Source organism: Streptomyces sp. NPDC041784 (assembly GCF_055591025.1).
The window spans coordinates 617,617-639,879 of record NZ_JBVJAB010000001.1 but is presented as its reverse complement, the minus strand read 5'-3'; the positions used below and the strand labels follow the sequence as shown (position 1 = coordinate 639,879).

At 72.9% G+C, this 22,263-nt stretch carries 23 protein-coding genes and 2 tRNA genes; 15 read left to right on the top strand and 10 right to left on the bottom strand.

Annotated features, from left to right (window positions below):
- Positions 1-69: 69 nt before the first annotated feature.
- The 4 genes from ACZ6D7_RS02815 (at position 70) to ACZ6D7_RS02800 (ending at position 2,847) form a co-directional block, all read left to right on the top strand.
- Positions 70-597, top strand: coding sequence for a winged helix-turn-helix transcriptional regulator (locus ACZ6D7_RS02815; protein WP_469482668.1), 528 nt, complete (start codon positions 70-72; stop codon positions 595-597).
- Positions 598-700: 103 nt separating this feature from the next.
- The gene (locus ACZ6D7_RS02810) at positions 701-1,048 is read left to right on the top strand and encodes a DUF6412 domain-containing protein (RefSeq protein ID WP_469482666.1); all 348 of its coding nucleotides are present in this window, start codon (positions 701-703) and stop codon (positions 1,046-1,048) included.
- A 107-nt stretch (positions 1,049-1,155) separates the two neighbouring features.
- A complete protein-coding gene (locus tag ACZ6D7_RS02805; protein WP_469482664.1) occupies positions 1,156-1,860 on the top strand; it encodes a YidC/Oxa1 family membrane protein insertase in 705 nt (234 codons plus the stop codon).
- A gap of 129 nt (positions 1,861-1,989) precedes the next feature.
- The gene (locus ACZ6D7_RS02800; RefSeq protein WP_469482662.1) at positions 1,990-2,847 is read left to right on the top strand and encodes a fumarylacetoacetate hydrolase family protein; all 858 of its coding nucleotides are present in this window, start codon (positions 1,990-1,992) and stop codon (positions 2,845-2,847) included.
- A gap of 483 nt (positions 2,848-3,330) precedes the next feature.
- Here ACZ6D7_RS02800 and ACZ6D7_RS02795 read toward each other — a convergent pair whose 3' ends face one another.
- Together ACZ6D7_RS02795 and ACZ6D7_RS02790 are read right to left on the bottom strand one after the other, a co-directional pair.
- Positions 3,331-3,840 (bottom strand): heme-degrading domain-containing protein, encoded by a 510-nt coding sequence (locus tag ACZ6D7_RS02795; protein ID WP_469482660.1) that lies wholly within the window; start codon positions 3,838-3,840, stop codon positions 3,331-3,333.
- Positions 3,840-4,910: a Gfo/Idh/MocA family protein gene (locus ACZ6D7_RS02790; protein ID WP_469482658.1), complete on the bottom strand. Its 1,071-nt coding sequence runs from the start codon at positions 4,908-4,910 to the stop codon at positions 3,840-3,842. The genes ACZ6D7_RS02795 and ACZ6D7_RS02790 overlap by 1 nt, the downstream gene beginning before the upstream one ends.
- Positions 4,911-4,968: 58 nt before the next feature.
- Between ACZ6D7_RS02790 and ACZ6D7_RS02785 the strand changes: the two genes are divergently transcribed.
- The 5 genes from ACZ6D7_RS02785 to ACZ6D7_RS02765 all read left to right on the top strand — a co-directional run bounded on the left by ACZ6D7_RS02785 (position 4,969) and on the right by ACZ6D7_RS02765 (position 9,698).
- On the top strand, positions 4,969-6,075 hold the full coding sequence (locus ACZ6D7_RS02785; RefSeq protein WP_469482657.1) for an ROK family transcriptional regulator: 1,107 nt from the start codon (positions 4,969-4,971) through the stop codon (positions 6,073-6,075).
- Positions 6,076-6,353: 278 nt separating this feature from the next.
- Complete coding sequence (locus tag ACZ6D7_RS02780) at positions 6,354-7,379, top strand: hypothetical protein (protein ID WP_469482655.1); 1,026 nt, start codon at positions 6,354-6,356, stop codon at positions 7,377-7,379.
- A 118-nt stretch (positions 7,380-7,497) separates the two neighbouring features.
- Positions 7,498-8,277, top strand: a complete 780-nt coding sequence (locus ACZ6D7_RS02775) for an HAD-IIA family hydrolase (RefSeq protein WP_469482653.1) — start codon at positions 7,498-7,500, stop codon at positions 8,275-8,277.
- A gap of 167 nt (positions 8,278-8,444) precedes the next feature.
- Positions 8,445-9,032 carry a hypothetical protein gene (locus tag ACZ6D7_RS02770; RefSeq protein WP_469482651.1) on the top strand — a complete coding sequence of 196 codons (588 nt, stop codon included), beginning with the start codon at positions 8,445-8,447 and terminating at the stop codon, positions 9,030-9,032.
- Between the two features lie 3 nt (positions 9,033-9,035).
- Complete coding sequence (locus ACZ6D7_RS02765; RefSeq protein ID WP_469482649.1) at positions 9,036-9,698, top strand: class F sortase; 663 nt, start codon at positions 9,036-9,038, stop codon at positions 9,696-9,698.
- A gap of 278 nt (positions 9,699-9,976) precedes the next feature.
- Here the strand turns inward: ACZ6D7_RS02765 and ACZ6D7_RS02760 are convergent.
- A tRNA-Lys gene (locus ACZ6D7_RS02760) sits at positions 9,977-10,050 on the bottom strand.
- Positions 10,051-10,235: 185 nt separating this feature from the next.
- On the opposite strand from ACZ6D7_RS02760, the gene ACZ6D7_RS02755 reads away from it, so the two are divergent.
- From ACZ6D7_RS02755 to ACZ6D7_RS02735, 5 genes are all read left to right on the top strand, one after another.
- A complete protein-coding gene (locus ACZ6D7_RS02755; protein ID WP_469482647.1) occupies positions 10,236-11,684 on the top strand; it encodes a peptidoglycan-binding protein in 1,449 nt (482 codons plus the stop codon).
- Positions 11,685-12,286: 602 nt separating this feature from the next.
- The gene (locus ACZ6D7_RS02750; RefSeq protein ID WP_469483004.1) at positions 12,287-13,336 is read left to right on the top strand and encodes an SPFH domain-containing protein; all 1,050 of its coding nucleotides are present in this window, start codon (positions 12,287-12,289) and stop codon (positions 13,334-13,336) included.
- A 146-nt stretch (positions 13,337-13,482) separates the two neighbouring features.
- Positions 13,483-14,088 (top strand): lytic polysaccharide monooxygenase auxiliary activity family 9 protein, encoded by a 606-nt coding sequence (locus ACZ6D7_RS02745; protein WP_469482645.1) that lies wholly within the window; start codon positions 13,483-13,485, stop codon positions 14,086-14,088.
- 186 nt (positions 14,089-14,274) lie between these two features.
- A complete protein-coding gene (locus tag ACZ6D7_RS02740) occupies positions 14,275-14,742 on the top strand; it encodes a DUF3592 domain-containing protein (RefSeq protein WP_469482643.1) in 468 nt (155 codons plus the stop codon).
- Between the two features lie 63 nt (positions 14,743-14,805).
- On the top strand, positions 14,806-16,449 hold the full coding sequence (locus tag ACZ6D7_RS02735) for an AMP-binding protein (protein WP_469482641.1): 1,644 nt from the start codon (positions 14,806-14,808) through the stop codon (positions 16,447-16,449).
- On the opposite strand, the gene ACZ6D7_RS02730 is transcribed toward ACZ6D7_RS02735, so the two are convergent.
- The 7 genes from ACZ6D7_RS02730 to ACZ6D7_RS02700 all read right to left on the bottom strand — a co-directional run bounded on the left by ACZ6D7_RS02730 (position 16,415) and on the right by ACZ6D7_RS02700 (position 21,567).
- Positions 16,415-16,488, bottom strand: a tRNA-Lys gene (locus ACZ6D7_RS02730). The two genes, ACZ6D7_RS02735 and ACZ6D7_RS02730, sit on opposite strands and share 35 nt — an antisense overlap.
- A gap of 89 nt (positions 16,489-16,577) precedes the next feature.
- Positions 16,578-17,330: an IclR family transcriptional regulator gene (locus ACZ6D7_RS02725; protein WP_469482639.1), complete on the bottom strand. Its 753-nt coding sequence runs from the start codon at positions 17,328-17,330 to the stop codon at positions 16,578-16,580.
- 295 nt (positions 17,331-17,625) lie between these two features.
- Positions 17,626-18,357 (bottom strand): ectoine/hydroxyectoine ABC transporter ATP-binding protein EhuA, encoded by a 732-nt coding sequence (gene ehuA, locus ACZ6D7_RS02720; RefSeq protein ID WP_469482637.1) that lies wholly within the window; start codon positions 18,355-18,357, stop codon positions 17,626-17,628.
- Positions 18,347-18,997: an ectoine/hydroxyectoine ABC transporter permease subunit EhuD gene (ehuD, locus tag ACZ6D7_RS02715; RefSeq protein ID WP_469482635.1), complete on the bottom strand. Its 651-nt coding sequence runs from the start codon at positions 18,995-18,997 to the stop codon at positions 18,347-18,349. The genes ehuA and ehuD overlap by 11 nt, the downstream gene beginning before the upstream one ends.
- Positions 18,994-19,638 carry an ectoine/hydroxyectoine ABC transporter permease subunit EhuC gene (ehuC, locus tag ACZ6D7_RS02710; RefSeq protein ID WP_469482633.1) on the bottom strand — a complete coding sequence of 215 codons (645 nt, stop codon included), beginning with the start codon at positions 19,636-19,638 and terminating at the stop codon, positions 18,994-18,996. The genes ehuD and ehuC overlap by 4 nt, the downstream gene beginning before the upstream one ends.
- On the bottom strand, positions 19,635-20,549 hold the full coding sequence (gene ehuB / locus ACZ6D7_RS02705) for an ectoine/hydroxyectoine ABC transporter substrate-binding protein EhuB (RefSeq protein WP_469482631.1): 915 nt from the start codon (positions 20,547-20,549) through the stop codon (positions 19,635-19,637). The genes ehuC and ehuB overlap by 4 nt, the downstream gene beginning before the upstream one ends.
- Positions 20,550-20,616: 67 nt before the next feature.
- A complete protein-coding gene (locus tag ACZ6D7_RS02700; protein WP_469482628.1) occupies positions 20,617-21,567 on the bottom strand; it encodes a D-2-hydroxyacid dehydrogenase in 951 nt (316 codons plus the stop codon).
- Positions 21,568-21,729: 162 nt separating this feature from the next.
- On the opposite strand from ACZ6D7_RS02700, the gene ACZ6D7_RS02695 reads away from it, so the two are divergent.
- Positions 21,730-22,263 (top strand): aspartate racemase/maleate isomerase family protein (locus ACZ6D7_RS02695; protein WP_469482627.1); only part of this gene is annotated, 534 nt, incomplete at its 3' end.

The following is a 22,263-nucleotide window of genomic DNA, read 5'->3' as shown; positions in this document are numbered from 1 at the left end:
CCGAGAAACGGTAGCACCATAGGTTCGATGATTGAACCGACCACGGTGAAAGTGGTTACAGTGGACCGCATGGCACTCGGCAAGGACTACGCGACACAGGAGTGCTCGATCGCCCGGGCACTGGAGGTCGTCGGCGAACGCTGGACCCTGCTCGTCGTACGCGACGCGCTCTACGGCGTCCGGCGCTACAACGACTTCCTCGTCCACCTCGGCATCCCGCGCGCCGTCCTGGCCGCCCGCCTCCAGGCGCTCACCGCCGAGGGCATCCTGGAGAAGCGCCGCTACCAGCAGTCCCCGCCGCGCGACGAGTACGTCGTCACCGACCGCGGCATCGCCCTGTGGCCCACCCTGCGCTCGCTCGGCCTGTGGGGCCGGGAGCACTTCGGCGAGGCCAAGCTGCGGATCTTCCGGCATGTCGGCTGCGGCACCGAACTCGGCCCGTACGGCGAGTGCCCCGCCTGTGGAACCATCGTGCCCGTCCCGGACGTCCTCATGGTGCCGGGCCCGGGGCTCGACCCCGACCCGGCCGATCCGGTCAGCCGCGCCCTGCTGCGGCCCAAGCGCCTCCTGGAACCGATCGAGACCGGTCAGGTATAACCGGCGAAGGAACAAAGTCCGGAGAAGCCCGGAGAGAGTCCGGAGAAGGTCCGGCAGGAACAGTCCGGCAGGAACAGTCCGGCAGGAACGGGAAGGAGACGAGGTGCCGCACAGCCGGTTCTCCACGCGCTGGTTCTCCACGCCCCGGTTCTCCACGCGCCGCGCCGCCCCGCCCCTCCTTCTCCTCCTCGTCCTCGACGTCCTGCTCCTGGACTCCGGCAGCCTCTCCGCCGCCGTAGCCCTCGCCGCCACCGCCGCGGCCTCCTCCGCCCTCGCGGTCTGCTCCCTCGTCGCCGCGCGCAGCGCCCCCGCCGTACCGCCCACCCGGGTGCGGACGGCCATCAGGGACCGCGCCCGCCGTACGGCCTTCCTGCCGCAACGCGACCCGGACGCCTCCGGCCGGCCCCGCCCCCGGGCGCCCGGCCACGCCCTCGCGACGACCACCGCGTAGGGCCTCATTCCCGACACCGTGACCCCGCGCGGGTCGTCCTGCCGCCATGCCCGGAACACCCCGGCACCCATCCCGGCACGACGAGACCCCCGGAGGGCTCCTCACCCATGTCCGTCTTCGCTGACCTGGTCGACCACCTCGCCGACCTGCTCCACCCGCTGTTCGGCGCGTCCGCCGCGGCCGCCGCGATCGTCCTGTTCACCGCGCTCGTACGCCTCCTCGTCCACCCCCTCTCCCGGGCGGCCGCCCGCGGCCAGAAGGCCCGTACGGCGTTGCAGCCGAGGATCGCCGAGCTGCGCAAGAAGCACGCCAAGCACCCCGAGCGGCTCCAGAAGGCCGTACTGGAACTGCACGCCGAGGAAAAGGTGTCACCGCTGTCCGGCTGTCTGCCCAGCCTGTTCCAGCTCCCCGCGTTCTTCGTGCTCTACCACCTCTTCTCCAGCTCCTCGATCGGCGGCGCGAGGAACGAGCTGCTCGACCACCGGCTGTTCGCCGCGCCCCTCGGCGACCGCTGGACCGACGCGCTCGCCGGGGACGGGCTGTTCGGCGGCGCCGGGCTCGTCTACCTCGTGCTCTTCGCCCTGGTCGCCGCCGTCGCCTCCTTCAACTACGCGCGCGCCAAGCGGACGCCGATGCCGCTGCCCGAGAGCGGCGGCCAGGACGTGCCCGGTGTCGCCGCCCTCACCAAGGTCATGCCGTTCATGTCGTTCTTCACGCTGATCACCGTGGCCGTCGTCCCGCTGGCCGCCGCGCTGTACGTCGTCACCAGCACGACCTGGACCGCCGTCGAGCGCGCGGCCCTCTACCGGTGACGGTCCTGTACAGACGGTCCAGTACGTGAACCGGGTCTTGCGGAGTGTCCGCCCAGCTTGGAGGATCGACCAGTCCTCCGATGGCTGCACCCGTCGGCGGGCGCCCCGCGATCTAGGGAGACTGTGATCATGAAGCTGCTGCGAGTCGGTACGGCGGGAGCGGAGCGGCCGGCGCTGCTCGACGGCGACGGCAACCTGCGGGATCTGTCGGGTGTCGTGGACGACATCGACGGCGCGCTGCTCGCGGACGACGTGGCGCTGCGCCGGGTCCGCTCGGCCGGGGAGTCCGGTGAGCTGCCAGTGCTCGACCCGGCCGGGCTGCGGATCGGCCCGCCGCTGGGGCGGATCGGCAAGATCGTGTGCATCGGGCTGAACTACCACGACCACGCCCGGGAGACCGGGGCCGAGCCGCCCGCCGAGCCCGTCATCTTCTTCAAGGCGGCGGACACGGTCGTCGGGCCGCACGACACCGTGCTGGTCCCGCGCGGGTCCGTCAAGACCGACTGGGAGGTGGAGCTGGCGGTCGTCGTCGGGCGCACGGCCCGCTATCTGGAGTCGGCCGAGGCGGCGCTCGCCCATGTCGCCGGGTACGCCGTCGCGCACGACGTGTCCGAGCGGGAGTTCCAGATCGAGCGGGGCGGGACCTGGGACAAGGGGAAGAACTGCGAGACGTTCAACCCGCTGGGGCCGTGGCTGGTGACGGCGGACGAGGTCGCCGACCCGCAGGACCTCTCCCTCAGGCTCTGGGTCAACGGTGAGCTGAAGCAGGACGGGACGACGGCGGAGCAGATCTTCCCGGTCGGGGAAGTCGTCCGGTACGTCAGCCAGTTCATGACGCTGTATCCCGGGGACGTCATCAACACCGGGACGCCGGCCGGGGTGGCGCTGGGGGCGCCGGAGCCGAAGCCCTTCCTGCGGGCGGGGGATGTGGTGGAGCTGGAGATCGCGGGACTCGGGCGTCAGCGGCAGGAGTTCAAGGACGCGTAGGCGCTCCGCTACGGGGGCGGGGGACTGCGGTGGTGGCTGGTCGGCTGCGGGTCGTCCGTGGCCGGTGGTCGCGCGGTTCCCCGCGCCCCTGGGGGGTGCGTCAGGGGCAGGAGTTTGAGGACGCGTGGGCGTTCTGCTTCGGGGGCGGGGGACTGTGGTGGTGGCTGGTCGGCTGTGGGTCGTCCGTGGCCGGTGGTCGCGCAGTTCCCCGCGCCCCTGGGGGGTGCGTCAGGGGCAGGAGTTTGAGGACGCGTGGGCGTTCTGCTTCGGGGGCGGGGGACTGTGGTGGTGGCTGGTCGGCTGTGGGTCGTCCGTGGCCGGTGGTCGCGCAGTTCCCCGCGCCCCTGGAGGCGCGTCAGCGGCAGGAGTTCAAGGACGTGCAGACGCTCCGCTTCGGGGGCGGGGGACTGCGGTGGTGGCTGGTCCGCTGCGGGCCGTCCGTGGCCGGTGGTCGCGCAGTTCCCCGCGCCCCTGAAGGGCGCGTCAGTCCAGGTACTTCTCCAGGAACTGCTCCAGCGCCTCCACCACGAACCGGTGGTCGTCCAGCTGCGGCAGCCCCGACACCGTCACCGCGCCCACGACCCCGACGCCCTCCACGGTGATCGGGAACGAACCCCCATGGGCCGCGTACGTGTCGGGGTCCAGGCGGGAGGACTCCTCGAACGTCGTGCCCTTCGCGCGGGCGCGGGAGCCCACCAGGTAGGAGGAGGCGCCGAAGCGCTCCACCACCTTGCGCTTGCGGGCGATCCACGCGTCGTTGTCGGGGGCGGAACCCGGCAGCGCCGCGTGGAAGAGCTGCTGGCCGGCGCGGTGGATGTCGATGGCGACCGGCGCCTGCCGCTCCCGCGCCAGCTCCACGAGGAGTGAGCCGAGCGCCCACGCGTCGTCGAAGGTGAACTGGCGGAAGACCAGCCGCCGTTCCTGTGCCTGGAGCTCCTCCAGGGTCGGGGTGATCTCCGGGGTGAACTTCGGGGTCAGCTCGTGGGTGCCCATTACAGCGTCACCACCACTCCGTCTCGTGCCGAACGGCGGGCCGCCTCCAGGACATCGAGGGCGGCGGCCGCCTCGAGGGCGGTCACCGGGTTCGGGCCGCCGTCGATCAGTGCCTTGGCCACCGCAGCGTAGTAGGCCGGGTAGTCGCCGGGGAGGGTCTGAACGGGCGTTCCGCCGCCGGTCAGCGGGGATTCGCCGGCGCCGAGGCGGCCCCACAGCTCCTCCGGTTCCGTGCCCCAGCCGGGACCCGGGCGCTCGCCCTCGCGCAGGGCCGCCTCCTGGGGGTCGAGGCCGTACTTCACGAAGCCGGCCTTCGAGCCGAGCACCCGGAAGCGCGGGCCGAGCTGAGCCGTCGTCGCGGAGGCGTAGAGATGGGAGCGGACGCCGTTCGCGTGCGTGACCGCGATGAAGGTGTCGTCGTCGGTCTCCGCGCCGGGCCGGCGCACGTCCGCCTCGGCGTACACCGAGACGGCCGGGCCGAACAGCACCAGCGCCTGGTCGACGAGGTGACTGCCGAGGTCGTACAGCAGACCTCCGATCTCTGCCGGGTCGCCGGACTCGCGCCAGCCGCCCTTCGGCTGCGGCCGCCACCGCTCGAAGCGGGACTCGAAGCGCAGTACGTCGCCCAGCTCGCCGTCGGCGACGAGCCGGCGCAGGGTCAGGAAGTCGTTGTCCCAGCGGCGGTTCTGGAAGACGGAGAGGAGCAGGCCGCGCTCCTCGGCGAGGGCCGCCAGCTCACGGGCCTCGGCGGCGGTGCCGGCGATCGGCTTGTCGACGACGACCGGCAGGCCGGCCTTCAGGGCGGCGGTCGCCAGCGGGACGTGCGTCCGGTTCGGGGAGGCGATGACGAGCAGGTCCAGCTCGTCATCACCGCGGGCGAGGAGGTCGTCGGTTCCGCCGGTGACGCGTACGTCCGGGAACTCGGCGCGGGCCTGTTCCTGCCGCTCGGGGTTCGAGGTGACCACCGTGTCGAGGGCGAGGCCCTCGGTGGCGGCGATCAGCGGGGCGTGGAAGACGGAGCCGGCGAGGCCGTAGCCGACCAGGCCCACGCGGAGGGGAGTACCAGTCATGGCATCCACTTTCGCAACGCTGTTGCCAAAGTGCAAGCAGGGGAGAGAAAATGAGGGCGTGAACAGGACGAACGGGGGCGGCCGCCCGACCGGTGCGAACCTGCCGGCCCTGCGCAGCCACAACGCCGCGCTGGTGCTGGACCTGCTGCGCTCGGCCGGTCCGGACGGCATCAGCCGCCTCGAACTCGCCGAACGCACCCGGCTGACCCCGCAGGCCGTCAGCAAGATCACCGCACGGCTGCGGGAGGAGGGGTTCGCCGCGGAGGCGGGCCATCGCGCGTCCACCGGCGGCAAGCCGCGCACGGTCCTCAGGCTGGTCCCCGAGGCCGGACACGCGGTCGGGGTCCACCTCGACCGGGACGAACTGCGGGCGGTGCTGGCCGACCTCGACGGAACCGTGGTCGGGGAGCGGCGCGTGCCGCTGGACCTGGGAGCCGGCGCGGAGGCGGTGCTGGCGGCGGTCGTACGGGAGGCCGGGACGCTGGGCCGGGCGGCGGGCGCCTCCCTCCTCGGCGTCGGCGTGGCCCTGCCCGGCCCTCTCGACCACACCCACGGCGTGCTGCACCGGGTCACCGGTTTCCCCGCGTGGGACGGCTTCCCGCTGCGGGACGCCCTCGCCGCCCGGCTCGGCGTGCCCGTCGTCGTCGACAAGGACACCAACGCCGCCGCCCTCGGCCTCGCCGTCGCCGGCGAGCGCGGCTCCTTCGCCTACCTCCACCTCGGTACGGGCCTCGGCGCCGGACTGGTGCTGGGCGGGAGCGTGCACCGGGGGGCCAGGACCGGGGCCGGGGAGTTCGGCCACCAGGTCATCCAGCTGGACGGGCCGCCCTGCCCGTGCGGGAACCGGGGCTGCGTCGAGGCGCTGTGCCTGGCGGCCATGGACCGGGGGGACGTCGGCGAGGCGGCCCGGGTGCTCGGCGAGGGCGCCGCGAACCTGGCCGGGCTGCTCGACATCGACCTCGTGCTGCTCGGCGGCCGCACCATCGTGGCCGCCCCCGAACCCTTCGTCCAGGGGGTCGCCGCAGTCCTCACCGCGCGCGCCCACCGCGAGGGCGCCCAGGAGGGCCCGGTACCCGTACGGCTCGCCGCCGCGGGGGCGAGCGGGGTCGCGGAGGGCGCCGCGCACCTGCTGCTGGGGCCGGTGTTCGGACGGGGGGACGGCTGAGGCGGGGCGGGCCTGTGGTGAGGGGGTCACGCCTGTGGTGAGGGGGGGCGGCGGTACGGCCGGGGACCTCGGGGATACGCCCGGGGACCTCGGGGATACGCCCGGGGACCTCGGGGATACGCCCGGTGTGCGGCCGGCGTGACGGTTGGCCGTTCGGCCCGCGATGCTTCCCGCCGTACGGCCCGAGCGACGGCCGCTACGCCGATCGGGCGGAATCATATGGTCATACGGCGTGGCGTCGCCCCGTCGCGCACCCGCTCCCACAGGCTCATGTGTCCATGCGACTGTGCACGCCCGTCCCCCTCTGCCTTGCCGCAGCCGCCGTCCTCCTCACCGCGCCCACCACGGCCGGCGCGGCCGACGGCGCCGGTCCCCGCTGCGCCGGCGCGGACAACGGCGCCTTCCCCCTCACCACCCGCCTCCACGGCGGCCCCGGCGCCTACCGGGCCGGCGGCGGCTACGGCACCTGGTACCTCGACCTCACCAACACCACCCGGGGCACCTGTACCGGCATCCACCCGGTCGTCGTCCTGGTCGACGACCACCGCGAGCTGAAGCCCTCCCAGCCCCACCTGGAGTTCTACGCCGACGGCCGCCCCCACCCCGTCCGCTTCGAACTCACGGACGAGGACGAACTGGTCGGCGCCTTCACGGACGGCCCCGAGGCGTCCGCCGACGGCACTCCCGGCCTCCCCGACTTCCCCGGCTTCACCGTCGGCCCCGGCCGGACCCTCACCGTCCGGCTGCGCCTCGCGCTCACCTCCGACACCGCGCCCAACGACATCACCGCCAACGCGGCCGTCGTCCAGCGGCACGGCGACGACGGCGAGTGGGTCGGGCAGTCGAACGACTACCGCTTCGCGGTCGACACGGGCGCGGATCGCGGATCCGACCCTCACCAGGACACCGGATCCGACCCCGAATCCGACCCCGGATCCGACCCCGAATCCGACCCCGAATCCGACCTCGGGTCCGGCACCGCATCCGCACCCGACGAGGATTCCGCCTCCGATCCCGCCCCTGACACCTCGGCCCCTGACACCTCGGCCCCCGACACCTCGGCCTCCGACACCTCGGCCTCCGCCCTGCCACCACCCGGCCTCACCCCCACGCCGACCGGGACGCCCGGCAAGCGGACGACCGGGACGCCCGAGCCCACCGGCACGGCCCCTACGACCGGCATCGCCGAGGAACTCGCCAGCACCGGTCCCCTCTCCACTGCCGCGCTCGCCGTGCTCGCCGCGGCCGCCGCCGTCCTCCTCGCCGCGGGCGCGGTCCTCGCCCGGATCCGCCGACGCCGCTGAGGCCCCCAGCCCCAGCAGGTGGACGCCCCGAATCGGGGCATTCCCTCAAGATCGGGCCTGTGGCTAGTCTGGAGCCGACGCCCCACCGCGTACATGCGTACGGCAGGAGATCCCGCACATGGCAGACCGCAGGCCCATCGAGTCGTGGCTCACCGACATGGACGGTGTGCTCATCCACGAGGGCGTCCCGATCCCCGGCGCCGACGCCTTCCTGAAGAAGCTGCGCGACTCGGGCAAGCCGTTCCTGGTGCTCACCAACAACTCGATCTACACCCCGCGCGACCTGCACGCCCGGCTCCGCCGCATGGGCCTGGACGTGCCGATCGACAACATCTGGACCTCGGCGCTGGCCACCGCCCAGTTCCTGGACGACCAGCGGCCCGGTGGCACGGCGTACGTCATCGGCGAGGCCGGTCTGACCACCGCGCTGCACGACATCGGCTACATCCTCACCGATCACGAGCCGGACTACGTCGTCCTCGGCGAGACCCGCACGTACTCCTTCGAGGCCATGACCAAGGCGGTCCGGCTGATCAACGACGGTGCCCGGTTCATCTGCACCAACCCGGACGAGACCGGCCCCTCCACCGAGGGCCCGCTCCCGGCCACCGGGGCCGTCGCCGCGCTGATCACCAAGGCGACCGGCAAGCAGCCGTACTTCGCGGGCAAGCCCAACCCGCTGATGATGCGCACCGGGCTGAACACCATCGGAGCCCACTCCGAGACCAGCGCGATGATCGGTGACCGCATGGACACCGACGTCCTCGCGGGCATGGAGGCCGGCATGCAGACGTTCCTGGTGCTCACCGGCCTGACCCGGCCCGAGCAGGTGGAGAACTTCCCGTACCGCCCGTCGAAGGTCGTCGACTCGATCGCGGACCTCGTGGACCGCGTCTGAGGCGGATTCCATCTGAGATCGACCGCACCCGAGGCGGACCCCATGCGAGACGGCCGGATCCGAAACCCGTCGTGACCGCGACATAACCCGTACGGAGTAGTGGAACCCCGCTTGAGGATGCGCGGTGGGTCCTCCCGGGGGAACCTCCAGAGAGCTGGAGGTTCACGATGAGTTCACTGAAGGTAACCCTGTGTGCGGGTGCCGCGGCCCTTGCCGCGGTGCTCATCCCGACGGCGTCCGCGATGGGGGAGGGCGACGGCGGCAGAAGCGTCACGCTGACGCCCTCGGCCCCGGTCGCCGGCGCCGAGGTCGCCCTGCGGGTCACCGGCTGCGCGGGCAGCACGGCCACCGCGGTGTCGGAGGCGTTCGTCGCGGACGCCCGTCTCGTCGGCGCCGGCGGCACGCTCGTCGGCGAGACCCAGGTCCGCTCCTCGATGGAGGCCGGCACCTACGACGTGAAGATCACCTGCGTCGACTTCCAGGTGAAGGGCCGGATCGAGGTCGTCGCGCCGCAGCGGTTGATCGACCAGCGGTCGATCGACCCGGCGCTGCCGTACGAGCCGACGTCCCCCACCACCCCGATCGCCCCCGTGCACGCGGGCGGCGGCGGCACCGCACCGCTCGCCGCCGGCGAGACGCGGGCGGCGGACGGCCCCGGGGCCGCCCAGGCGGTCACCGGACTGGTCCTGGCGGGCGTCGCCGCAGCCGTCGTCACGTTCCGGAGCGTCCGCCGCCGGAGCCGCAGGGCGGGCTGAGCCGTGTCCGACGACCGCGAACGCTCCTCCGGTCGCCTCCTCACCTGCGTGGCCTGGGCCCTGCTGCTGTTCGGGCTGTGGCTGTGGGGGCGGGAGGTGACCGACGGACAGCAGGGCGGCTCCGCTCCGACCACGGGTGACGTGGCCGCGGTGGGCCGCCCGGGCGACGCCGAGCTGCCGCCCGCCGCGACGCCGCTGGCGCAGGCGCTGCCGCAGCGCATCGACATACCCGAGCTGGGCGTCCAGGCGCCGGTGGTCGCCCGCGGTCTGGACACCCGGGGCGGGATCGACCCGCCGCCCTACGACCAGGCGGGCGTCGTCGGCTGGTACGCGGCCGGCGCGAAACCCGGCGCGCCGGGCACCGCGCTGATGGTCGGGCACGTCGACACCGAGACCAGGCCCGCCGTGTTCTACAAGCTCAGCACCATGCGGGCCGGCGAGACGATCCGGGTGGCCCGCGACGACGGGAAGATCGCCGAGTTCACCGTGGACGGCGTCGAGGTCGTCCAGCGCGACCGCTTCGACGCCGAGCAGGCCTACGGAACGCGCCGGCCGGGCCGTGCCGAGCTGCGGCTGATCACCTGCGGCGGCACCTTCGACCGGGCCAGCCGCAGCTATACGGCGAACGTGATCGTGTCGGCGTATCTGACGGGTACCGGGGTGTGACCGCCGGTACTGGTTGCGGACCTGGACCTGGACCTGGACCTGGACCCGGACCCGGTCCCGGTGCCGGAACCGTTCGTGCCCTTCCCTGACCTGGCCCGGGCGGCGGCCCGCTCCCTCGAAACCGCCGACCGGGCCGGTCCTCGACCGCGCGCGCAGGGCTGCGGGAGTAGCCCGGCGACCGGCGCGGGAGGCTGTGATGCGAACTGTAGAACGGGCGTAGCCCTGTTGGACAGCATGCGAAAGGCCCCTCGCTTCCGCGAGGGGCCTTTCACCGTCTGTGCGCCGCCAGGGACTCGAACCCCGGACCCGCTGATTAAGAGTCAGCTGCTCTAACCAACTGAGCTAGCGGCGCCTGCTGACGCCGACAACTCTACATGACCTCCGGGGGTGCCCCCGACCACCGGAGCGGGCGGCCGGGCGGCGCGGGCGGCGGCGTACATCATTCGGACCGTCAGCATGCGCGCCGCGAAGACAGTTGAGAAACTGACGAAGGTGCGCAGCCGCGGACATTTCCATCTGGAGTGTGAGGGGAATCGCATGGATACTCCGGTATTCGAAGAATTCGATCCCGCGAGTGACTGCGACTGCCCCGGATGCGTCCACTGGCGACGGGTGGGGACCCGTGCCGGGACGGGCCCGATCGTCGGTCACCCGGCCGCCCACCGCACCCTCGTCGTCGCCACGGCGACCGCGGCGGCCCTCGGCGCCGGTCACGCCGTAGCCGCCCTCGCCGCCCCGCACACACCCGCCCGGCCCGGTGTTCCCGCAGGTGAAGAGCCCGAGACCCCGCAGGGGACCAAGGCCCCGCTGCACGGCCCGAGCGGGCGGCCGGCCCGACCGGCGGGGCCGGTGACGACGCCCGCGACGACCCGGGCGGAGATCATCCGGCGGGCCAAGGAATGGGTCGCGGCGCGGGTGCCGTACAGCATGACGACGTATTGGTCCGACGGTTACCGGCAGGACTGTTCCGGGTTCGTCTCGATGGCCTGGAGCCTGCCCGGGAACGAGTGGACGGGCAGCCTCGGACCGTACGGAACGCGTATTTCCAAGGAGGAACTCCAGCCCGGCGACATTCTGCTGTTCCACAATCCGGACGACCCGCAGAAAGGCTCGCACGTCGTCCTTTTCGGCGGCTGGACGGACTACACCCACACCCACTACATCGCCTACGAGCAGACCCGCCCGACCGCCCGCCGTCAGGCCACGCCGTACGCCTACTGGAGCGATTCCGACCGCTACGTTCCCTACCGCTACAAGGGGATCACGGCCGTCGGCAGCGCCACGAACGGGGCGGCGGGGGCCGGTGCGGGGACGGCCACGACTACGGGTGGTGCGGTTGTGGTCGCGGCTACGCATGCGGGTGCGGGTGCGGGTGTCGCGACGCCGTATCCCGGACCGGCGTACTTCGGCCCGGGCGCCGACAACGCGTACGTCACCCGGCTCGGCCGGCTCCTCGTCGGGCGTGGCGGCGCACGCTTCTACGCCACGGGGCCCGGCCCGCGCTGGTCGGACGCCGACCTGCGGGCCACCCAGGCGTTCCAGCAGGCGCAGGGGTGGCGGGGCGCCGACGCCGACGGGGTGCCGGGGCCGCGGACCTGGTCCCTGCTGGTCACCGGTGAGGGCAAGGACATCCCGGCGGCGCAGCCGCCCACGACCGGTACCGGGTCGGGGGCCGGGACCAGTACGGGTTCCGGGGGTGTGCCGGGGGCCGGTGGCCTGCCCGCCTCCTCCCCGGTGCCGGGCGTCGTTCCCGCCTACCCGGGCAGGGCCCTGTTCCGGCCCGGCGCGCAGAACGCGTACGTCACCCAGTTGGGGAGGCAGCTGGTGAAGAAAGGGTTCGGCAGGTCCTATGCGACGGGTCCGGGGCCGCGCTGGGGCGAGGCGGACCGGCGTGCCGTCGAGGCGTTCCAGCGCGCCCAGGGCTGGCGGGGCGGCGCGGCGGACGGCTACCCGGGACCGGAGACCTGGCGGCGCCTCTTCTCCTGAACAACCCGACACACGGGTACACCGGGCCACGGTACGGGCACGGGCACGGCACCTCGTTCACTTCACCGCCATGGCGTATCTGGCGCGGAGGCTGGAGGCACGCAATGAACACGACCACCTCACACATCCCCGAGCCGGAGGGAACGGCGGGACACCCGGACGGTCCCGACACGGCGGACGGCACGACCGGAGCCCCGGCCCCGGCCCGGGCGTCCGGAGAAACGGCGGAGCGGCCACCCCAGCCCGAGACGACCGACGGCCTCGCCCCACCCGCCACCGAGGAGAAGCATCCCGCTCCGCCGGGCACGCCGACCGGTTCGCCCGCCGGCGAGGCGACGAGGCCAGGCCAGGTGAGCACCCCTCTCACGACCGCCGAGCACCCCGCCCCGGAACCCGCCCCGGAAGCCTCGTCCACCGGCGTCCCGTTCGGGCCCGCCGCGGTGGGCACACCCCTCGCGACCGCTGAGCCTCACACCCCCGTCTCCGCTCCGGTGGAACTGTCCGCCCCGGCAGAACCGTCCGCCCCGGCGGAGCCGCCTGCCCCGCCGGAACCGTCCACCCCGTCCCGTGAAGTCCCCCCCTCCCGCCCCACCCCCCGGCTCATCCAGAACGAGGCGACCACCGAGATTCCTGTTCATCTGCTGTTCCGGGACGAGGTCGAGCCGCGGTCCGTGGCGATGGGGCCCGCCGTGGTGGGGAGCCGGGCCGGGACGGGGGAGCAGCCGAGGCTGCGGCGGCCGGGGCTCGTGCAGCATCGGCCCGTGGCGGAGGTCGACCCCGGGCTGGTGGAGCGGCGGGCCCGGGTGCTGCCCGGCGCGGTGGGGGTGCTGGCCGGGGTCTGCGGGGCGGCGGGGTGTCTGGCCACCTCGTGGTGGGCCGGGGTGCTGCCCCCGCTCGCGGTGGAGGCGCTGCGGCTCCCGGAGCTGGCCGGCGCCGGGCTCGGCCCGGTGCAGTGGGCCGCGTACACGGGCGCCGGCACCCTGGGTATGGTCGGCCTCGGCGGTCTGGCGCGCGGCCGGACCGGGCGGGCCTGGGTGCTCGGCTTGTTCGGCCGCTACCGGGGGACCGTGCGCCGCACCGGCCTGCTCTGGGTCAACCCGCTGCTGCTGCGCCGCCGGGTCGACGTCCGGCTGCGGCACTGGCGCAGTGAGCCGATGGCGGCGGCCGACGGGAGCGGGGTCGCGCTGCGGGTCGTCGCGCTGGTGGTGTGGCGGGTGCGGGACACCGCGCGGGCGACGCTCGGGGTCGAGGACCACGAGACGTATCTGCGCGAGTGCGTGGAGGCGGCGCTGGCCCGGATCCCGGTGGAGGCGCCGGGCTCGGGGCGGGGTTCGGTCGACGCGGCGGGTGAGGCCCTGACCCGGCGGGTCGCGCGGGACGCCGGCGCGATCGGCCTGGAGGTGTACGCGGTGCAGCCGCTGCGGGTGGAGTACGCCCCGGAGGTCGCGGCCGCGATGCACCGCCGCCGGATCGCCGCGCTCGACGCCCAGCACCGGGCGACCGTGCTGACCTCGGTCGTCGACTCGGTGGAGGACACGGTGACCCGGCTGACCATGCGGGGGCTCGTGGAACTCGACGACTACGAGCGCAAGGCGCTGGTGAAGGATCTGACCGTCGCCTTCTGCTCGGCACGCGGCGAGCAGGCGCCGTAGCGGGGGAGAAGGCGACGCGATCTGGGAACAGGCGCCGCAATCCCCCCGCGATTGGTATGGACATGTTCAAGGAACGGCCCTAATCTCAGACTTGGTCTAGACCTGCACGGCTCACAGAACTCCCCACGTTCTCCAGGAGCGGCAGCATGCGCACAAGGACCAAGCTCTATGCCGCCGTGCTCGGCCTCGCCACCACCGGAGCCTTCGCGCTCTCGTCCGGCGGCGCCAGCAGTCACGGCTACACCGACCTGCCCATCAGCAGGCAGAAGCTCTGCCAGAACGGCACCGTCACCAACTGCGGCGACATCCAGTGGGAGCCGCAGAGCGTCGAGGGCCCCAAGGGCTTCCCGGCGTCCGGCGCGGCCGACGGACAGCTCTGTTCCGCGAACAACACCCGCTTCGCCCAACTCGACCGTCCCAAGACCCCGTCGGGCGCGGCGTGGCCGGCCGCCAGGGTGACCGGTGGTCAGAGCTACACGTTCCGCTGGCAGTTCACCGCCATGCACGCCACCACCGACTTCAAGTACTACGTGACCAAACAGGGCTGGAACCAGAACCACAACCTGGCCCGCTCCGACCTCAACCTCACCCCGTTCCTGACCGTCCCCTACGGCGGTCAGCGGCCCCCGGCCACCCTGTCGCACAGCGGCACCCTGCCGTCCGGGCTCAGCGGCCGGCACATGATCCTCGCGGTGTGGACGATCGCCGACACGGTGAACGCGTTCTACGCCTGCTCGGACGTCACGTTCTGACCCCGTGCGGACAGCCCCCGTGGGCGCTGCGCCGGGCCATCCCCCGCGCGGCGTCCACGGCGGGTCCCACAACTCCCCTGGGGTGTCCGACTTCTGAGCTTCCCTTGAGACGAAGTCACAGGCGGGGCGGGTACGTTCCCCGTACGCCGGCCGTTCGGGTCCGGTACGGGCGCCTCGGGGGATTCCATGGAAGTTCTGTTCTACATCGTGCCGTCGATCATGATCGCCGGCGGGCTGTTCGGTGTGTTCACGGTGATCAACCGTTCCCGGCGGGTCAGCCAGGCTTGGAGCAGCGGCCTGACCGCCGAGGCGCGCTGCCTGCGCTCGTACACGACGACCAGTGGCGGCGGCGACACCATGGTGAGCACGACCCTGCACCACGTCTACGAGTTCACCACCCGTGACGGCCGTGCCGTCCGCTTCGAGGAGGAGGGCGGCCCGGGCACGATCCTCGAGGGTGACATCGTCACCGTCCACTACACGGCGGAACACCCCGACCGCGCCACGGCCAAGCCGCCGGCGCACGGGAGGCTCTTCGCGGAGTCGGGATGCCTGCTGCTCTTCCTCTGCCTGTTCATCGCGGTCTGCGTCGCCTTCATGGTCGGCGCCCACCTGATCTTCGCCGAGGCCGGCGACGACGCCTTCATGCCGTAGCCCTCCAGCCCTCCAGGGCACAGGTCTCCACATCTGACGATCCGTCAACTATCGTGCGCGGCCATGGAGTCCGTCGCGGAACTGGTGGCAGCGCGGTGGGGCGACCACCGTTCGGGGCTGTGGTACGAGGACCTGGTCCTCAGCCACCACGAGATCGCGGCCGGGGCCGCCGCCCGCGCGGCCCTGCTGGCCGACCTGCTGCCCGAGGAGGGGCCACCGCACCTCGGGGTGCTGCTCGACAACACCCCGGAGTTCCCGCTGTGGCTGTCCGCCGCCGCGCTCGCGGGCGCGGCGGTCGCCGGCGTCAACCCCACCCGCCGGGGCCCCGAACTGGCCCGGGACATCCTGCACACCGAATGCCGTCTCCTGGTCACCGAGCCCGCCCACCTCCCGCTCCTGCGGGGTCTCGACCTGCCCGGGGTCCGTCTGCTGACCATCGGCGGCGAGGAGTACGACGCCCTCCTCGCCCGGTACGCGGACGCCCGCCCCGACCCGTCCCGGGCCACGCCCGCCGACCGTCTCCTGCTCTACTTCACCTCCGGCTCGACCGGCGCCCCCAAGGCCGCGATCTGCACCCAGGGCCGGCTGGCCGCCGCCGGGCGCTCGCTGGCCGGGCAGTTCGCCGTCCGCCCGGACGACGTGCACTACGTGTGCATGCCGATGTTCCACGGCAACGCCGTGATCGCCGACTGGGCGCCCGCCCTCGCCGCCGGCGCCGGGGTGGCGCTGCGCCGACGGTTCTCGGCGTCCGGGTTCCTGGCGGACGTCCGGCGCTACCGGGCGACGTACTTCACCTATGTGGGCCGGGCGATCCAGTACGTCCTCGCCACCGAGCCCGGCCCGTACGACCGGGACCACGTGCTGCGGCTCGGCTTCGGGACCGAGGCGGGGGTGGTGGACGCGGCGGCCTTCGAGCGGCGGTTCGGGGTGCGACTGGTCGAGGGGTACGGCTCCTCGGAGGGCGGCGCGGCCGTGCAGTGGGCGCCGGGCACGCCGGTGGGGGCGGTGGGCCGGGCGGCACCCGGTCTCGTCGTCCTCGACCCGGAGACGGGGGCCGAGTGCCCGCCGGCCGAGTTCGACGCGGCGGGCCGGCTGCTGAACGGGGACGCGGCGATCGGGGAACTGGTGAACCGGGCGCCGAACCCCTTCGAGGGCTACTGGCGCAATCCCGCGGCGGAGGCGGAGCGCCGGCGGGACGGCTGGTACTGGACGGGCGACCTCTTCTACCGTGACCGTGCCGGCCACCTCTACTTCGCGGGCCGCGGCGACGACCGGCTCCGCGTCGACGGCGAGAACCTGGCCGCCGCGATGATCGAGAACATCCTCGCCCGGTACGAGGGGACGGCCGCCGTCGCCGTCTACGCGGTGCCGGATCCGGTCACCGGGGACCAGGTGATGGCGGCGCTCGCCGGGGACTTCGAACCGGAGGGCTTCGCGGCGTTCCTGGGCGCCCAGCCGGACCTGGGGACGAAGATGGCGCCCCGGTTCGTCCGGGTGGTGGAGCGGATGCCGGTCACGGCCACGAACAAGATCCACCGGGCGCTGCTGCGGAGGGAAGGGGTGCGGTGCGCCGATCCGGTGTGGTGGCGGCCGCCGGGGGAGCGGGCGTATCGGAGGCTGACCCGGGAGGACGCCGAAGGGCCCCTCGTTTCCACGAGAGGCCCTTCATCGGTGCGCCGCCAGGGACTCGAACCCCGGACCCGCTGATTAAGAGTCAGCTGCTCTAACCAACTGAGCTAGCGGCGCATGACTCTCGCCTTCCGCGTGACGCGGCCGGCGACAAAGAAAATACTACCTGGTCCGCGGGGGTGCTTCCGACCATGCCCGGGCCGGCCTCAGATGGCCAGGGAGAGCAGGACGGGTGTCGCGTTCCTGTTCAGGGCGTCGGCGGCCTGGCGCAGGCGGTGGGCGTGGGCGACGGGCAGGGAGAGGGCCAGGCAGCCCACCGAGGAGCCGGCGGTGATCGGGACGGCCGCGCAGACCGTGCCCACCGCGTACTCCTGGAGGTCGAGCACCGGGACCGTGGGCGGCTGGGCCTCCAGCCGGGAGAGCAGCAGCTTGTCGCTGGTGATGGTGCGCGAGGTGAGGCGGGCCATCTTGTGCCGGGACAGATGGTCGCGCCGGCCGTTGTGGTCGAGCTGGCCGAGGAGGCTCTTGCCGAGCGCGGTGGCGTGCGCGGCGGAGCGGAAGTCGAACCACTCGTTGACGGCCGGGGTGCCGGGGCCGGCGGCGTACTGGTCGATGGTGACCTCGCCGTCGACGTACCGGCTGACGTAGACGGCGGCGCCGATCGAGTCGCGCAGCCGGTCGAGGGTCTGCTGGATCTTGTCGCGCAGGGCCTGTCGGCGTCCCTCGGCGGAACCCAGGCGGGCGAGCGCGGCACCGGTGACATAGGCCCCGTCGGCGACCTGCTCGACGTAGCCCTCGCGGCGCAGCATGCGCAGCAGCGCGGTCAGCCGCTCCGCGCCGAGGCCGGTCTGGCGTGCCAGCTCGGCGTCGGTGACACCGGCGGAGTGCCGCGCCACCGTCTCCAGCACCCGCAGGGCGTCCTGGGCCGAGTGGTACGGCGCGGTCGGCTCGACCCTCATGACAACCCACCTCGCGTCGTGGTGCAGGGCATGAGCAGGCTCGGCCGGGGGTCCGGGGGGTGTCCCCCGGAACAACACAGCAGCGCCACGGTTCCCCCCTGGTCGCTTTCTGGCCGTGATTCTGGCCGTGATTCTGGCTGGCGAATCATCTCCACGATAACGGCCAAGGGGGCCGGGGGGAGGGGTTGTTGACGAGAAACCGTTCCCGCCGCCGTTCCCCGGCGGACCTCTCAACTGCGGTACCGACCCGCTGGCATATGCCAAGGTCATGACCCGTCGTCGAGAGCTGGGACTCTCACAGCACCGCGCCGAGGAACTCCCGTGTCCGCTCCTGCTCCGGATCGCCGAAGATCTTCTCCGGCGAACCCGACTCCACGATCCGCCCGGCATCGAACATCAGTACTTGATCGGATATGTCCCTGGCGAAATTCATCTCGTGGGTCACACAGAGCATCGTGATGTCGGTGCTGCGGGCGATGTCCCGGAGCAGATCCAGCACCCCCGCGACCAGCTCGGGGTCGAGCGCCGAGGTCACCTCGTCGAGCAGCAGCACCTGCGGCCGCATCGCCAGCGCCCGCGCGATCGCCACCCGCTGCTGCTGCCCGCCCGACAGCCGGGACGGCCGCGCGTCGCACTTGTCGGCCAGCCCCACGAGATCCAGCAGCTCGCGCGCCCGCGCCTCCGCCTCGTCCCTCGACAGCCCGAGCACCGTCACCGGTGCCTCGGTGAGGTTCCTGAGCACGCTCATGTTCGGGAACAGGTTGAACTGCTGGAACACCATCCCGATCTTCCGCCGGACCGCGCGGACCTGCCGCTGCGACGCCGGGAACAGCCGCTCCCCGTCCACGGTGATCGTCCCCTCGTCCGGCTCGGTGAGGGTCATCAGCATCCGCAGGATGGTCGTCTTCCCGGACCCGGACGGCCCGATGAGGGTGACGTGCTTCCCCGGCTTGACGGAGAAGTCCAGTCCGTCGAGGACCGTATGGTCCCCGAACCGCTTCGTGACGTTGGCGAACTCAACGGACAAGGCGACGCTCCAGGGTGCGCAGAAGAAGGGAGGCGAGGGAGGAGACGACGATGAAGGCCACGCCGATCACCGTGAGGGGCTCGGTGAACCGGAAGTGCTGCTGGGAGAAGAGCCGCGCCCGGCCGAGCATCTCCAGCACGGTGATCGCCATCAGCAGCGGCGTGTCCTTGAGCATCGCGATGACGTAGTTGCCGAGCGCAGGCACCACCCGGCGGACCGCCTGCGGCAGGATCACCGCACGCCAGGTCCGCGTCCTCGGCAGGTTCAGCGCGGTCGCCGCCTCCCACTGCCCGGCGGGCACCGCCTCGATACCGGCCCGGTAGACCTGCATCGTGTACGTCGAGTAGTGCAGCCCGATGGCCACGACCCCCGTGGTCATCGCGGACAGGGTCAGCCCCCACTCCGGCAGCACGTAGAAGAGGAAGAACAGCTGCACCAGCAGCGGGGTGTCCCGGACGAACTCCGTGACGATCCCCACCGGCCACCGCACCCAGCGGGTCGGCGCCCGCATCAGCAGCGCCCAGACCAGCCCCAGCGTGAACGAGATCAGCGACCCGAGGACCAGCGCCTGGAGCGTGACGGCCAGCCCGTCCCGGAACAGCGGCATGAAGTCGCGTACGGCGCCCCAGTCCCAGTTCATCGGACACCCGCCTTCAGCCGGAGCTCGAGGCCGCGCATCAGCCGGGTCAGCGCGAACGCGATCACGAAGTAGATGAGCAGCACGTATGTGTAGATCTCCGCGCTCTCCTGGAGCGCGAGGCGCACCAGGTTGCCGCTGAAGGCCAGGTCGCCCATGCCCATCACCGACACCAGGGCGGTGCCCTTGAGCAGTTCGACCAGCAGGTTCGAGAACGGCGGGATCATCTCCGGCACCGCCTGCGGCAGCAGGATCTTCCGCATCCGCTGACCGGGTGAGAAGCCGAGCGCGATCCCGCCCTCGTTCTGCGCCGGATCGACGGCGAGCAGCGCGCCGCGCACGATCTCCGCGCCGTACGCCCCGTAGGTCAGGCCGAGGGCCAGGGTGCCCGCCCACAGCGGCACCAGCTGCCAGCCGAAGGCGGGAGGCAGCACGAAGAACACCCAGAAGATCATCACGAGGGCCGAGGTCCCGCGGAACACCTCGGTGTAGAAGCCCGCGAGGAAGCGGACGGGCCACCGCCGGTGGGTGCGCGCGATCCCGGCCACGAAGGCCACGGCCGCCCCGAGCAGGGCACTGAGCACGAGGAGTTGGACGGTCGTCCAGACCCCCCTGAGGACGAGTTCCCAGAGTCCGGAGGTCATCCGCCGCACAGCTCCTTCGCGGTCAGGTCCGTCATCTCGGCCTCGGTGAACCCGAAGGGCCGCAGGATCCGGAACAGCTCGCCGCTCTTCCTGAGCTTCCGCAGCTCGGCGTTGAAGGCGTCCCGCAGCCGGGTCTCGGTGGGCCGGAACGCGAACGCGCCTCCGTCGACATGCGGTTTCCCGTCGACGAGCGGCCGGAAAGGCCGCGTCGACTCGGCCTTCGCCGACTTCCTGACCACCTCCCGGGTGGTGAGGGCGGTCCCGGCGAAGACGTCGACCCGCCCCGCCTCCACGGCGTTCAGCCCGGCGACCTGGTCCGGCACGATCAGGATGTCGTCCTCGGGATACCCCGCGTCGACGGCGTACTGGATCTCGGCGTACCCGGTGCCGGTCGCGAACCGGGCCTTCTTCGCCACGACGTCCCGGTAGTCGCGCAGCCCCTTCGGGTTGCCCTTGCGGACGATGAACGCGTCCAGCATCTGGTAGTCCGGGTCGGCGAAGATCACCTGCTCACAGCGGTCGGGATTGACGTACATCCCGGCGGCCACGACGTCGAACTGCTGGGAATTCAGCCCCGGGATGAGCGACCCGAACTCGGTGGGAACGGGCTGCACCCGGTCCACCCCGAGCCGCTTGAATATCGCCCGTCCCAGCTCCGGCGCCTCGCCGGTGAGCCGGCCGTCCCGGTCGATGTACCCGAACGGGATCTCCCCGGCGATCCCGAGCCGGACGACACCGGCCGCCCGGAGCCGGTCGAGCAGGTCGCCGCCGTCCGTGGCGGAGGCGGTGGCCACACGGGAGCAGCCCGCCGTCGCGCCCGTCGCGCCGAGCGCCGCCACCCCCGCGAGCAGCGATCGGCGGGTGGGGTGTGCGTGGGCCTGGTTTCTGGAGTGTCTGGTCGGTCGAGCCATGGCGGCGCGGCTACCCGGGTCCGGGCCGGATATGCGGGGGCGTTCTGTGAGGGGAGTGTGCGGGCCGTCAGCGGCCGGGGACGTATCCGCGCTCCTTGTCGACCACGTTCCGCAGCGGCCGGCCCGCCTCCCAGCGCTCGAACAGCTCCACGAACTGAGTGCCGAGCTCGTCGTGCCGTCCGACCGTGTCGCCGGCCATGTGAGGGGACACCAGCAGGCCCGGGACCTGCCACAACGGGCTGTCGGACGGCAGGGGTTCGGTGGCCAGGACGTCCACGGCGGCGCCCGCGATCCAGCGGCTGCGCAACGCCCGCACGAGGGCGTCCTCGTCGACCAGAGCGCCCCGGCCGACGTTCACGAAGCGCGCCGACGGCTGCATCACACCGAAGCGCCGGACGTCGAACATGCCGTACGTCTGTGCGGTGAGCGGGGCGGCCGCGATCACCCAGTCGGCGCGGGCGAGGAGCCGGTCGAGGTCCCCGGGGCCGTGGATGCCGGTGCGCGGGGCCCGGCCGACGAGCGCGGTGGTCAGGCCGAGCGCCTTGAGGACGCGTACGACCGCCCGGCCGACCGGGCCCGACCCGACGACCACGGCCCGGGTGCCGGCCACCCGCTGGGTCTCCCGGGGCCGCCACTCGCCCCGGCCCTGCGACTGCCAGGTGCGCGGCAGGTCCTTCGCCATCGCCAGCACCAGGGCGGCGACGTACTCGGCGACCGGTTCCTCGAAGATCCCGCGCGCGTTGGTCACCACCGTGTCGGACGCGGTCAGCTCCGGGCACAGCACCCGGTCCACGCCCGCGCTCGCCGTGTGCACCCAGCGCGGCCTCGGCCCCTCGCCCGGCCAGGCGGCGCGCACCGCGTCCGAGGCGGTGTCCCACACCAGCAGCACATCGGCCCGGGGCAGCCGCGCGGCGAGCGTGGCGTCGTCGGCGTGCAGCACGCGCACCCGGCCCGTGAGCCGGCCGAGGCGGGGGAGGGGATCGGCGTCGAGGACGAGGAGCGTGGGGACGACGGCCATCCGGTGCCCTTTCGTGACCGAGGGCCGACCACGCTCGCAGCCGAACCCCCCGCCGTCAACACGCCGTGCGGACCGCCGGACAGGTGACGCTGCGGGCGGTGCGCTGCGCCGGCTGGGTACCCGGGTACTGCCGGAAGAAGAGCAGCAGCAGGAAGGCTGGACATGACCGCACTCGGATTCCTCTACCCGGGCCACTCGGCCGCGGACGACTACCCCCGGATCGAGCAGCTCCTGGGCAGCGACATCCGGCTGGACCTGGCCCACACGGAGGTCGGCGAGGACACGCCCGAGCGGCTGGCCGAGGGCGTCGGGCAACTGCGGCTGGCGGGCGCGGAGGCCGTCGTGTGGGCCTGCGCGGACGAGGGGATCGCGCAGGGCTGGGAGGGCGCCCAGCGGCAGTTGCGTGCCCTGGCCAGGGCCGCCGGGATGCCGGCCTCCTCCGTCCCCTTCGCCTTCGTGCACGCGGCCCGGGAGATCGGGGCGACGCGGGTCGCGGTGGGCGTGAGCGGTCCGGACGCGGCGGCGGGCCGCTTCGCGGAGTTCCTGCGGGCGGGCGGACTGGAGGTCGTGGGCAGCGCCGGAGCGGGCGAGGAGACGGGCGCGACCGGGGAGACCGGGGAAGCCGGGAAGGCCGGGGAGACCGGGGAAGCCGGGAAGGCCGGGAAGGCCGGGGAGACCGGGGAAGCCGGGAAGGCC